Annotated in this window: 9 protein-coding genes; 4 read left to right on the top strand and 5 right to left on the bottom strand. The window is 68.7% G+C overall.

All coding sequences use genetic code 11. The annotated features are described in order from the left end of the window. The first annotated feature begins 51 nt into the window (after positions 1–51). The 3 genes from paoA to paoC are packed head-to-tail and all read left to right on the top strand — an operon-like array spanning position 52 to position 3,874. On the top strand, positions 52–708 hold the full coding sequence (gene paoA, locus J3U95_RS03545; RefSeq protein ID WP_208277282.1) for an aldehyde dehydrogenase iron-sulfur subunit PaoA: 657 nt from the start codon (positions 52–54) through the stop codon (positions 706–708). Continuing rightward, positions 705–1,658: an FAD binding domain-containing protein gene (locus J3U95_RS03550; RefSeq protein ID WP_208277283.1), complete on the top strand. Its 954-nt coding sequence runs from the start codon at positions 705–707 to the stop codon at positions 1,656–1,658. Before paoA ends, J3U95_RS03550 begins: the two co-directional genes overlap by 4 nt. A 17-nt stretch (positions 1,659–1,675) precedes the next feature. After that, the gene (gene paoC, locus J3U95_RS03555) at positions 1,676–3,874 is read left to right on the top strand and encodes an aldehyde oxidoreductase molybdenum-binding subunit PaoC (RefSeq protein ID WP_208277284.1); all 2,199 of its coding nucleotides are present in this window, start codon (positions 1,676–1,678) and stop codon (positions 3,872–3,874) included. Between the two features lie 18 nt (positions 3,875–3,892). Here the strand turns inward: paoC and J3U95_RS03560 are convergent, their stop codons facing one another. Then, positions 3,893–4,786, bottom strand: coding sequence for a LysR family transcriptional regulator (locus J3U95_RS03560; protein WP_208277285.1), 894 nt, complete (start codon positions 4,784–4,786; stop codon positions 3,893–3,895). A gap of 50 nt (positions 4,787–4,836) precedes the next feature. After that, the gene (locus J3U95_RS03565; RefSeq protein ID WP_109345263.1) at positions 4,837–5,136 is read right to left on the bottom strand and encodes a hypothetical protein; all 300 of its coding nucleotides are present in this window, start codon (positions 5,134–5,136) and stop codon (positions 4,837–4,839) included. Positions 5,137–5,280: 144 nt separating this feature from the next. On the opposite strand from J3U95_RS03565, the gene J3U95_RS03570 reads away from it, so the two are divergent. Beyond that, positions 5,281–5,796, top strand: a complete 516-nt coding sequence (locus J3U95_RS03570) for a DUF6622 family protein (protein ID WP_208277286.1) — start codon at positions 5,281–5,283, stop codon at positions 5,794–5,796. Here J3U95_RS03570 and J3U95_RS03575 read toward each other — a convergent pair. The 3 genes from J3U95_RS03575 to J3U95_RS03585 are packed head-to-tail and all read right to left on the bottom strand — an operon-like array spanning position 5,771 to position 13,111. Beyond that, on the bottom strand, positions 5,771–6,787 hold the full coding sequence (locus J3U95_RS03575; protein ID WP_208277287.1) for an RsiV family protein: 1,017 nt from the start codon (positions 6,785–6,787) through the stop codon (positions 5,771–5,773). The genes J3U95_RS03570 and J3U95_RS03575 overlap by 26 nt on opposite strands. Before the next feature lies 1 nt (position 6,788). After that, positions 6,789–11,246, bottom strand: a complete 4,458-nt coding sequence (locus J3U95_RS03580) for a translocation/assembly module TamB domain-containing protein (protein WP_208277288.1) — start codon at positions 11,244–11,246, stop codon at positions 6,789–6,791. After that, a complete protein-coding gene (locus J3U95_RS03585; protein ID WP_208277289.1) occupies positions 11,246–13,111 on the bottom strand; it encodes an autotransporter assembly complex protein TamA in 1,866 nt (621 codons plus the stop codon). Before J3U95_RS03585 ends, J3U95_RS03580 begins: the two co-directional genes overlap by 1 nt. Between the last annotated feature and the right edge of the window lie 33 nt (positions 13,112–13,144).

Genomic DNA, 13,144 nt, shown 5'->3' on the forward strand with positions numbered 1-13,144 from the left:
GCCGTAACATCAACCGGATTTTTTAACCGCTGACAGAAGGAAGCAACCCTGATGGACGACTCCACCAATATCAACCAGACCCGGCGCGGTGTCCTGATCGGCGGCGCGCTCGGCGCGACGGCGGCGGCCCTGCCGCTGGCCGGGGCCCAGGCTGCAGGCCAGGGCGCCGTCGGCGCGGCCCAGACGCCGGCGCCGGTGACCAGCAATGTCACCCTGCGCGTAAATGGCCAGCCGCGCGAGCTGACGCTCGACACCCGCACGACGCTCCTCGACGCGCTGCGCGAAAACCTGCACCTGACCGGCACCAAGAAGGGCTGCGACCAGGGCCAGTGCGGCGCCTGCACGGTGCTGGTCGACGGCCGCCGCATCAATTCCTGCCTGAGCCTCGCGATCATGCACGACGGCGCCGAGATCACCACCATCGAAGGCATGGGCACGCCCGACAAGCTGCATCCGATGCAGGCGGCGTTCGTCAAGCACGACGGCTTCCAGTGCGGCTACTGTACCCCGGGGCAGATCTGTTCGGCCGTGGCGGTGATCGACGAGATCCGCCAGGGCATCCCGAGCCATGTGACCGGCGACCTGAATGCGAAGCCGCTGCTGTCGGTCGACGAGATCCGCGAACGCATGAGCGGCAATATCTGCCGCTGCGGCGCCTATTCGAACATCATCGACGCGATCAAGGAAGTCGGCGGAGTCAAGGCATGAAAGCATTCAGCTACCAGAAGGCCGCTACCCCGGCCGAGGCGGCGGCCGCCGCCGCCAGGACCCCCAACGCGCGTTTCATCGCGGGCGGCACCAACCTGCTCGACCTGATGAAGCTCGAGATCGAAACCCCGGCCCACCTGATCGACGTGAATGGCCTGGCGCTCGACAAGATCGAGCCGACGAAGGAGGGCGGCCTGCGCATCGGCGCGCTGGTGCGCAACACCGACCTGGCGGCCGACGCGCGTGTGCGCAAGGATTACGCCGTGCTGTCGCGCGCGCTGCTGGCCGGCGCCTCGACCCAGCTGCGCAACAAGGCGACCACCGCCGGCAACCTGCTGCAGCGCACCCGCTGCCCCTACTTCTACGACACCAATATGGCATGCAACAAGCGCGTGCCCGGCAGCGGCTGCTCGGCCATCGGCGGCCACACGCGCGGCCATGCGATCGTGGGCCAGAGCGATGCCTGCATCGCGACGCACCCGAGCGATATGGCGGTGGCCATGCAGCTGCTGGACGCCGGCGTCGAGACCGTGCGGCCCGACGGCAGCGCGCGCACGATCCCGATCGCCGACTTCTATCGCCTGCCGGGCAATACGCCGCACATCGAGCACAGCTTGATGCCGGGTGAGCTGATCACGGCGGTGACCTTGCCCAAGCCGCTGGGCGGCAAGCATTACTACCGCAAGGTGCGCGACCGCGCCTCGTATGCGTTCGCCCTGGTTTCGGTGGCGGCCGTGGTGCAGCCGGACGGCAGCGGCCGCGTGGCCGTGGGCGGCGTGGCGCACCGGCCGTGGCGCGTGCCGGCGGCGGAAAGCCAGCTGCCGCGCGGCGGCAAGGCCACTACCGCGCAATTGCTGGCCGGCGCCCGCACCACCGACGACAACGCATTCAAGATCCTGCTCGTCGAACGCACGCTCGATTCGATCCTGGCGCAAGCCCGCGCGAGCTGAATGAAAGGCTTGAGACCATGAAATTCACCAAACCAGAAACCACCAATCCGATCGACCAGATGAAGGTCGTCGGCAAGCCGCTCGACCGCATCGACGGCCCGCTCAAGACCACCGGCTCCGCCCCTTACGCCTACGAGCAGCATGCGGCAGCGCCGAATGCTGCCTACGGCTACGTCATCGGCGCGGCGATCGCCAAGGGCCGCATCGTGTCGATCGACACGGCAGCCGCGCGCCGCGCGCCGGGCGTGATCGCCGTCGTCACCCATGAGAACGCCGGCAAGCTGGGCAAGGGCAACTTCAACACCGCCCACTTGCTGGCTGGCCCGGAAGTGCAGCATTACCACCAGGCGGTCGGCATCGTCGTGGCCGAGACCTTCGAGCAGGCGCGCGCCGCGTCGTCGCTGGTGAAGGTCGAGTACGCGAAGGCGAACGGCTCCTATGACCTGGCCGCTGCAATGAATGCGGCGGTCACTCCCAAGACCGGCGACGCCGAGTCGAAGGTCGGCGATTTCGACGGCGCCTTCGCGGGCGCGCCGGTCAAGCTGGACGCCACCTACACCACGCCCGACCAGTCGCACGCGATGATGGAGCCGCATGCCTCGATCGCTTCGTGGGATGGCGACAAGGTCACCGTCTGGACGTCGAACCAGATGATCGACTGGGGCAAGCAGGACCTGGCCAAGACGCTGGGCGTCCCGGCCCGTAACGTGCGCCTGGTCTCGCCCTATATCGGCGGCGGCTTCGGCGGCAAGCTGTTCCTGCGCGCCGAGGCGGTGCTGGCGGCGCTCGGCGCCCGCGCGGCCAAGCGGCCGGTCAAGGTCGCGCTGCAGCGCGCGCTGATGATCAACAACACCACCCACCGTCCGGCCACGATCCAGCGCATCCGCATCGGCGCCACGCGCGAAGGACGCATCAGCGCGATCGCCCACGAAAGCTGGTCGGGCGACCTGCCGGGAGGCCAGCCGGAAACCGCGGTCCAGCAAACCCGCCTGCTGTACGCGGGTGGCAACCGCCTGACCCGCCTGCAACTGGCCACGCTCGACCTGCCCGAGGGGAATGCGATGCGCGCGCCGGGCGAGGCGCCGGGCATGATGGCGCTCGAGGTGGCGATGGACGAGATGGCCGAAAAGCTCAGGATGGACCCGGTCACCTTCCGCATCGTCAACGACACCACGGTCGATCCCGAAAAAGCGGGCCGCAAGTTCTCGCAGCGCCGCTACGTGCAGTGCCTGCGCCAGGGCGCCGAACGCTTCGGTTGGGACAAGCGCAAGGCGCAACCGGCCCAGGTGCGCGAGGGCCAGTGGCTGGTCGGCATGGGCATGGCCTCGGCCTTCCGCAACAATATGAACATGAAGTCGGCCGCGCGCGTGCGCCTCGAGAGCGACGGCAAGGTGACGGTCGAAACCGACATGACCGACATCGGCACCGGCAGCTACACCATCATCGCGCAAACCGCGGCCGAGATGCTCGGCCTGCCGGTGGAACGCGTCAACGTGCGCCTGGGCGACTCGGACTATCCGGTGTCGGCCGGCTCGGGCGGCCAGTGGGGCGCCAACAGTTCCACCGCCGGCGTCTACGCGGCCTGCGTCAAGCTGCGCGAGCAGATCGCGCAGAAGGCGGGGCTGGATGCGGCCAAGGCCGAATTCATCGACGGCGCCGTGCGCGTGGGCGCTCGTTCGGTGCCGTTGACCGAGGTGGCCAGGGGCGGCGCCATCGTGGCCGAGGACACGATGGAATACGGCGACCTGGAAAAGAAGATGCAGCAGTCGACCTTCGGCGCCCACTTCGTCGAAGTCGCGGTGGACGTCGCCACGGCCGAGGTGCGCGTGCGGCGCATGCTGTCGGTGTGCGCGGCGGGCCGCATCCTGAATCCGAAGTCGGCGCGCAGTCAGGTGATCGGCGCGATGACGATGGGCGTGGGCGGCGCGCTGATGGAACACCTGGCCGTCGACAAACGCCACGGCTTCTTCGTCAACCACGACCTGGCCGGCTACGAGGTGCCGGTGCATGCCGACATCCCGCACCAGGAGGTGATCTTCATCGACGAGACCGACCCTACTACGTCGCCGATGAAGGCCAAGGGCGTCGGTGAACTGGGCCTGTGCGGCGTCGGCGCGGCGGTGGCGAACGCGATCTACAACGCCACCGGCGTGCGCGTGCGCGACTATCCGGTCACGCTCGACAAGATGCTGGCCCGGATGCCGGCGCTGGCGTAACCACGGGCGCCGTCCGCTTCACTCCTTGAAGCGAATGGCGTCGATCACCAGCATCAGCGCGCGCGAGGAGTGGCGGCGGCTGGGGTAGAAGGCGTGCAGGGGTTCGAAGGGGGCGCACCAGTCGTCCATCACGCTGACCAGCCGCCCGGCTTGCAGGTGCGGGCCGACCAGGCTCTCGGGCAGGAAGGCCAGGCCGACGCCGTGCAATGCGGCGTCCAGCATGTGGTAGACGTTGGTGAACACCGACTGCCCGCGCACGCGCGCCTCCAGCGGCTGGCCTTCGTGCGCCAGTTCCCAGGCATACAGGCCGCCGCTGCTGGGCAGGCGCAGGGTGATGCAGTTGTGCTTCATGAGCTCCTGCAGCGAAGTCGGCCTTGGCCGTCGCTCGAAATAGGAGGGGGCGCCGACGATCCGCATCGGCACTTCGCTTGTCAGGCGCACGCCGATCATGTCCTTCTCGAGCTGGTCGCCATGGCGCACGCCGATGTCGTAGCGCTCGGCGGCGATGTCGATCAGGCGGTAGTCGGAACTGATCTCGACGTGCAGGTCGGGGTATTGCGGCAGCAGCGGCGCGATGCGCGGCCACAGGATCGTGTCGATCACGTGGTCGATCGCGGTGATGCGGATGGTGCCGGCCGGCTTGTCGCCCAGGTCGCTGACGGCCGTGATCTCGGCTTCGATCTCTTCCAGCCGCGGTCCCACGTTCTGCAGCAGGCGCTCGCCGGCCTCGGTCGGCGACACGCTGCGGGTGGTGCGCGTGAGCAGGCGCACGCCCAGGCGCGCTTCCAGCGAGCGCACGATGTGGCTGAGCGCCGATTGGGTCATGCCGAGTTTCGCCGCGGCGCGCGTGAAGCTGCGCTCGCGGGCGACGGCGAGAAAGACGAGAATATCGTTGATGTTGTCACGGGCCATTGATTGATGATACAGGAACATCAAACAGGCCGTGCATCAATGATTATTTTTCATGGATTCGTGCTTTTGAGCCAGTCGCGGCCCTTCGCGTCCAGCGCGGCATCGATGACGTCCTGCGGCAGGCTGTAGACCGTGGCCCAGGTGGCGCGGCCGTCGGCGGCGTTGGACGGGAAGCTCGTGGTCTCGATCGGCCAGTGGTACTTGCGTTTGAGGGCGCGGACGATGGCGGCCAGGGTCACGCGGCCGCGCAGCGGTTCGGCGCCGGCCTGGTCGGCGCCCGACAGCAGGACGGCCAGCACGGCGCCGCGCGCGGTGCGTGGGCCTGGGAAGATGGGAGTTTTGCGCGGCATGCGCGGATTCTACCCGGCGGCGGCGAATTTCGCGCCGTGCACGTGCGTTTCGCGCCGCAGGGATGACGCTTCGTCGCACGACGCTGCGCTTCATCCGACCGAACCACATACTGGCTCCACTTTCAACCCTTGCCGGAGCCCGCCATGCTGATCCAGATCCTGAGCCATACACCTCTCTACGCCTGGGCGATCTTCGCCTTCCTCGTCTGGCGCGGCGTCGCCGAACTGCGCGAGCGCGAGATCGCCATGCCCCGGATGTTCATGCTGCCGCTGGCGATGCTCGTCCTGTCCCTGCACGATATCGCGCGCAAGTTCGGCTTGGACGCGACCGCGTTCATCGCGTGGACGACGGCCTTCGCGGCGGCCACACTGCTGGCCTGGCGTTTCGGCCGCATGCGCGTGGCGCCCGGCAGCGCGCCGGGCCGGGTGCGCGTGGCGGGCAGCGTTATCCCGCTGGTGCTGATGCTGTCGATCTTCACGCTCAAGTACGTTACTTCGGTGCTGCTGGCCGTGCGCCCGGACCTGACGGGCCAGCCGACGGTGGCGGCCGGAGTGTGCGCCATGTTCGGCGTCTTCAACGGCTATTTCCTGGGCCGCCTGCTGCGCGACGTCGGCTTGACGCCCGCGGCCTGCTTCAATCGTAGCGCGGCAGGTTCCTGACGCAGCCTCCCAGCTCTGCGCGGGTCAGGAACACGCTCGGGATGCCCTGGGCGAAGCTGCCCACTTCATACGGATCCCAGTGAAATTCGATACCGGTCGGCGTCGGAATGAACTTCGGTTCCTTGAACACGTCCAGCGCGCCTTGCTCGGCCCACGACAGTCCTTGCGCAGCCAGTTTGGCCACGAGCGCAGTGGAGACTTTTTCACGACAGGCCGTGCCGGAATCGACGAAACCGGTGAAACGGGTATGCACGGGCTCGCCGCCGCCAAGCGCATAGTGACGCATCGATGAGCTGTAGTTGCCGTGGGCGGCGCCATAGCCGAAGGTCCAGGCGCTGGCGTCGAGCGACAGCTGGCCCTTCGAATGCCAGCGCACCAGGACCTTGTTCGTGCACTCGGTATCCGCATCGCAGCGCCCGGCCATCTCGCGCACCCAGGCGTCCAGCGCCTCATCACCGAACACCGGGAACACGGCGGAAAACACGAATGGCTGGTCCGAACCCTCGGCCTGGGCCTCCGGCGACGGCCGGGTGAGGGCAACCGCGCGGTACGTCACGACGCGCTTCAAGGAGAACGACCGCGCTTCTTCGTCTTCCGCCTGCCGCCAGCTACCCTTGCCGCCGCTCCGGTCGGCATCGAGATCGACCGCGAACCGTTCCGGCCCCTGGACCCCTGAGTCGAGCAGAGGCGCCAGCTCCAGCCTGCCCGGCGCCGCCTCCAGGGCCGCCAGGCTGCGGGCCTTGCCCGTGTAATCGCGCGGGAACCAGGAGGTGCTGTCCATGATCTTTCCTGCGTTGCCGGGCAGTCCCTCGGGCGCGGGATAGGCCAGCGCCACCTGGAACGGCGTGCCGTCCGGGAGGCGGCCCTCGTACAAGCCGCCGGCCTCCCATTCGACCCGCTCTGGCGCCTGCAGCAGGTCGCCATGGTCTTGCGCCATGGCGGCGCAGGCGAGCGCCAGCAGCGCGGGGAGGAGGCAGGCGGCCGCTCTCAATTTAATCGAAGGCCCAGGAATACAGCACGTCGAGCGCGCTATTGGTGCCGGTCTGGAACTGCAGCGCGATGCGCGGCGTGAGCTTGTAGCGCAGGCGCACCAGGCTCGAGGCGGTGCTGGTGCCCTGCTCGAAGCTCAGGTAGGCGCGCGACGAGATGCGCTTGCCGACCGTGACCACGGTGCTTTCCAGGCCCGACGAATCGCCGCCGCCGGCGCCCTGCTTGAGCCCCAGTTCGTCGACGCCCAGCGAGTTGGCGATCTTGGACTGGATGCCGCCGGTGCCGCCGCTGCCGCCAAGCAGGGCGCCGGCGGCCGCCGTCAGCACGCCTTTCTGGTCGCCGCTGGCCGCTTCCATGCTGTGGCCCAGCACGAGCCAGGACAGCTTGTCGCTGTCCGACACGTTCGGTGTCGACACCAGGCGCGCGGTAGGCGACTGCGCGGTGCCGCGCACCTGCACGCCGGCTTCGACGTTGGTTTCCGAGAGCTGTTCGCCTTCGGGGCGCTTGCGCACCGCCAGGATGTCGAGCGACGGGTTGTCGTAGGGGCCGCTGAAGGTCAGCACCGCGCGCTCGATCGACAGGTTCTGGCCATAGGCGGCGTAGGTGCCGTTCACCGCACGAATCGTTCCGTTGATGCGCGGCTGGCCGGCGCCGGTCATGCGCACCCGCGCATTGCCGGCCAGGTAGGCGTCGATGCCCATGGCGCGCACGTGGAAATCGTCGCCCAGGTCGGCCGCGAGGTCGACCGTCAGCGGCACTTCCTTTTCCTTGATGGCCGGCGTCTTTTTCTCGGCGCCGCGGCCCAGCACGATGACGTCGTCCGAGATCGTCGGCCTGCCTTGCGGCGCGAATTCGATCAGCGCGCGGTCGGCGCGGAATTTACCCTCCAGCGCGAAGCGGCTGGCGTCGCGCACCAGCGAAGCCTGGCCGCTCATGATCAGGGTGCGGTCCGGACGCGAGAGCGCCTCCAGCTTGTCCATGTTCAGGCGCACGTCCATCGTCGGCGCGCCATCGGCGAAGCGCACGAAGCCGCTGGCGGCGGCGCTGCCCTGGCGGCCCTGGAAGGTCAGGCGTTCCACCCGCAGCTGGTCGCCGCCGAGCTGGGCGCGCAATTCGCCGTTCTGCAGGCGCACGCCCTGTTCGGCCCAGCGCACCGCGAGCTTGTCGCCATCGAGGTTGCCGTTCAGGCTGGGGCGGCCGATGGTGCCGCCGCCCGTCATGGCCAGGCGCAGCGCGCCGTCGAGTTCCAGTCCCGGCTGGCCGGCCAGCGAGGCCAGCCAGGCGATCGACGGGATGTCGGCATTGGCCGTCATGCGCAGCGGGCTGTCGCTTTCCAGGCGGCCGTTCAGCATCTGGGCATTCGCCTCGACTTTCGCCACGCCGGTGCGGGCGCCGTCGAAGTCCAGGTTCACGCGCAGGCCGCTGCCGACCACTTCGGCCGACGCCTCCAGCTTGCGCAGGCCGAGCGGCACCGGCGTGTCGCCGCCGACGATGGCGTCGCCTGCCTCCCTGAATACGCGGACGTTGCCGTCCAGCGAAGGCGCGGCGCCGTTGGCCTGCGGCGCGCGCATGTCGACCGACCAGGCAGCGCCCAGCGTCAGGTCGCCGCGTGCATTGTCGGCCAGGGCCGGCGAGAACTGCGCCAGGTAGGTGAGCGGGACCTTGTCGGCGTGGCCGCGGCTGCTCCAGCGCGGGCCGTCCTTGGTGAGCGTGTCGATCGTGATGCTGCCATTCGGCAGGGCGATCACGGCGCCGTTGAAGGCGATGCGTTCCGGGCTGGCCAGGCCTTTCATGCCGGAGCCGGGCGCACCGGCGATCGTGACCGGCACCGGATTCTGCAAGCGCATGGCGTAGCGGCCGCGGTTCTGCAGCGCGGCCAGCGTGCCGCTCCAGGTGTCGCGGTTGAAGCCGCCGCGAATTTCCGTGTTGGCATCGAAGGCGTCGCCCAATGCCGACAGTTTCACGGTGTGTTCGCCGCGCGTGCCCTCGGTCTGCAGGCGCACCGACGCCACGCGCGTCTCGCCGCTGACGTAGTCGAGCACCTCCACGTTGCTGACCAGCGGATCGGCCGCGCCGCGGCCGGAACCTAGATTGGCGCTGGCGCGCAGCGAGCGCACATTGTGCGTGCCCAGCGCCTTAAGGTTCTGGCCCTCGACCGTGGCGGTCAGCGAGGGCGTGTCCATGGTGCCGGACAACACGCCCGAGCCGCGCAGCACGCCGCCGAACTCAGGGCCGAGCGCCGCCAGTTGCGGCGCGTCGATCTTCCAGTTGAGCGCATCGCGCGCGAGACCGAAGGCGCCGCTGGCGGCGATGACGTTCGGGCCGATGCGCAGGTCGACGTCGGCATTGGACACGTGGCGGCGGTCGGCCGTCAGGCGCGCGTGGCCGCGCAGCGGCGAACTGGCCAGGGTCGAATCGTCGGCCAGCTTGAAATCGAGCGCGCCGCGCCAGTCGGCGCCAGCGCGGCCGCTGCCGCTGAAGGTCGAATTGATGTTGCCGGCCAGCGGAGAGCCGAAGGCGGCCGGGTTGAAGCGCTGGGTGCTGCCGCTGGCCTTGACCTCGACCGCGCGCGCATTCTCCGGCCCGCCGAGCCAGGCTTCGCCGCTGGCGCGCAGCACGCCGCTGCCGTTCTTGCGCTGGGCCGCGACCCAGCCCAGGTCTTGCGCATTGACCTCGAACGTGGTGCGCGGCGCCTGCATGGTGCCGCTGACGACGCCGTTGGCCGTGAGCGCGCCATACAGGTCGCTGCGCACCGCCGCCAGCTGGCGGCCATCGAGGCGCCAGTTGAGACGGTCGCCGGCGCCGCCGAAGGCGCCCTTCAGATCGACCTTGTTCTGGCCCAGCGCCAGGTTGGCGTCGATGCCGCTGATGCGTTTCGCATCGGCGCTCAGCTTGCCGCTGCCGGACAGCGCCTGGTTCATCAGGCGGCTCTGGCGCACCGCGAAATCGGCGTCGACCTTCCATTCGGGGCTGAGCGCGCCCGCCGCATTGACCGTGGCGTTGATGTCGGCCACCGGCAGGTCGCCGAAGGCCGACGGGTCGAAGCGGTTTGCGCTGGCCGTGGCCTTGAAGGCCTTGTCGCCTTCGAGGTTCATGCTCCCGCTGGCGGTGACGCTGCCGCGGCCGGCGTTCAGGCGCGCCTCCTTGAGTGTCGCGACGTTGTTTTCCAATGTCGCCAGGGCCGACAGGCGCAGGCCGGCGTCCGCCAGGTTCGCTTCCAGGGTCTGGCGCGTGGCTTCGTTGGTCACCGCGATGCTGCCCTTGATCGCGGTCGGCTTCATCGCCGAATGGACTTCACGCAGGTTGAAGCGCTCGGTCTGCAGCGCGAAGCGCGCGGTGCCGATGCCTTCTTCGTCCTTTTCGCGCTGGACGCCTCCGGTGCCGGTGAACTTGCCGGCGGCGCCGAAGTCCAGCAGCACGTCGGAGATCCGCACCGCGTCCAGGCTGCCGCCCAGCTGGCCGCGCGCGGCGCGCAGCGGCAGGCGTTGCTGGTCGATCGTGCCTTCCGGCCCGGTATTGGTGATGTCGACGCTGCCGCTGATATTGCGGTTGGCGTCCAGCTTGCCGGCCACGGCCAGGGTCAGGTCGGCGGTCGGCAGGGCAGGGTTGAAGAAGCCCGGATCGAGGTTGCGGCCATTGATGCGCAGCGCGCGCAGCGGAATCTCGGCATAGGGCGAGATGGTGAAATGGGCGTCGCCGATGGCGCGCCCGGCCTGGCCGGTGGCGTCGATCTGGGTCGCGTTCTCGATGTCGCCGCCTACCTTCAGCTGCAGCTGGGCGGCGCGCGCGCCGGCGCTGGCCTTCGATTGCGTGAGGCTGCCCGAAGCGTCGATCTTGAACGGACGCTGGGCGCCGAGCGTGGCGTTGGCCGCCACCTGGCCCCAGGGCGTGCTGGCCGCGGCATCCTGCACCACCCAGCTGCGCTTGTCGCCCTTGGCGCGCACGCGGATATTGTCGATCGTCGTTTCGGCGCCGGCGATGTTCACCATCGTCAGGCGGTTCAGCCGTGCGTTGTCGGCTTCGATCCGGAACGGCGGCGCGAGGCTTGCCGGCAGCACCGAGGGTTCGTCGGTTTCCTTCAGCGTCTGCATGCGCACGCTGGCGGCCCACAGCTTGTCGACCAGGATGCCGCCCGACAGGATCTGCGATGGCGACCAGTCGACGTCGATCTTGACCGCCGTGACGATCTGTTCGTCGGTGCGCCACACGAGGCGCTCGATGTGCATGGCGCCGTAGATCGAACCGGTGACGCCCGTGACGGTGAGCTTGCCGCCGGTGGCGTCGGCGACGCGCTGGACGATCATTTGCAGGGTGGTCTCGCGGCCGAGGTACCACAGCGCGCCGCCGACGATGACGCCGGTGGCGACGACGCCGATCGCGACGCGGCGCGGCCAGCGGCGTGTGTTATGAGCCTGAGGCTGGTCAGGCGCTGGCGCCTGCTGGTTTTCAGGGGTATCCATCAGAACGTGAATCCGAGTGAGAAGTGCAGGCGCGCCTTGCGCACCGCGTGGCCATAGGCCAGGTCGACATTGATCGGGCCGACCGGGCTGCGCCAGCGCGCGCCGACGCCGTAGCCCGACTTGGGATTGAGGTCGCCGAACTTGTCGGCGGCGTTGCCGACGTCATAGAACACGGCCACGCCCCAGGGCGGCTTGAACCAGTACTGGTATTCGGCGCTGGCGGTGGCGAGATAACGTCCGCCGACGGTGGCGCCGTTCTCCTGCACGCCCAGTTCCTGGTAGCCGTAGCCGCGCACCGACTGGTCGCCGCCGGCGCGGAACAGGAAGGTGCTCGGCACGCCCAGCTTCTCTTTCGACGCCACGGCGCCGGTCTCGCCACGCAGGATCAGCGAACCGGCGGCGCCGACCGGCTTGTAATAGATGCCGCGCAGGTACAGGCGCAGGAATTTTTCGTCGGTCAGGATCGGCAGCACGGCGCCGCCGAACTGGGCGTTCCACACATAGCCGTTGGTCGGCTGGATCAGGCTATCCAGCTTGCGCCGGGTGATGCTGTAGGTGAGCGGCAGGCTCTTGGCGCGGGTGGCTTCGAGGCCGTCGACTTCGCGTTTCTCGGTCAGCACCTCCAGGGTCAGGCTGCGCTCGAGCAGCGGCGAGCCCCAGGTGCGGCGCGCCGCCACGCTGGCCAGGGTGGTGATCTCGCCGCGCACGTCCTCGCGTTCGACCCCGGCGCTGACGCTGTCGTTATGGCCTTTGGACGAGGTCGGCCAGAAGAATTCGCCCTTCGCGGTCTGGCGTTTCTGTTCGTAGATCAGGTCGCTCTTGAAGCGCTTGCCGAACACGCTCAGGTCGTCGTAGCCCAGTGAGGCGCGGGCGCCGGTGTCGGTCGAGAAGCCGACGCCGGCCTCGACGTTCTTCTGCTTGTTCTCGGTCACGCGCACCACGACCGGCAGCACGGTCGGGCCGGTCGGCGGCTGCGGCGTGGCGGGATTCGCGTCGTCGTCGTCATCGTCCTTGATGTCTGCGATCTCTGCATTGAGCACGGCGCGCATGTCGGTGCTGACCTCGACGCTGCTGAAGTAGCCGGTGTCCTGCACCCGCGACTGCAGGGCCTGCAGGGCGGCTTCGCTGTATTCGTCGCCCGGGTTGATCTTGTTGAGGTTGGTGATGACCTCGCGCGGATAGCGCTTCAGGCCGCGGATGCGCAGCTCGCCGAAGCGCATCTCGGGGCCGGAATCGATCACCACCCGCAGCAGGGCGCGGCGCGTGTCCGGGTCGACCGTGGCGCTGGTCTCGACCAGGCGCGCGCGCGGAAAGCGCGTCTGGGCGACGTCGCGCAGCAGGCCGCGCTTGGCGCCTTCCCAGTCGGACTGGCGGAACTGGCTGCCGACCGGCAGGGTCCAGCGGTTGCGCAGGGCATTGGCGTCGAACGGCGCGCCGCCTTGCTCGAACGGGGCGAAGCCCTGCAGCACCAGGTCGACGTCGCCCACCAGCACCGGCTGGCCGGGGTCGACGATGATGCGCGCCACCGGTTGCGCGCCGCTGGTATCCAGGCCGGCCGAGACCTTGGGCGAGTAATAGCCCTCGGTGGCGATCAGGGTGCGCGCCTGTTCGGGCGCTTCTTTCACGAGGCGCTGCAATTGTTCCAGGTCGACCCGTGCATTGCCGCGCCAGCGCATCAGGTCGAGGTTATCTTCGAGCAGTTCTTCGAGGGCGCCGGGGGCATCGATGCGTACCGTGTAGTCGACCGCCTTGGTGTCTTGTGCGTATACGGCAGTGGCGAATAACAATGCGCCCAATCCGGTCAGTGCGTCGCGCACGGGCTGGGATAAGGGACGCAGGCGGGGAATCGATCGAGGTAACAACATGGCGCTCCACTGAGAATACTCGTTCGCATCTTA

The sequence above is a fragment of the Massilia oculi genome, from assembly GCF_017582745.1.
GTDB lineage: Bacteria > Pseudomonadota > Gammaproteobacteria > Burkholderiales > Burkholderiaceae_D > Telluria > Telluria oculi_A.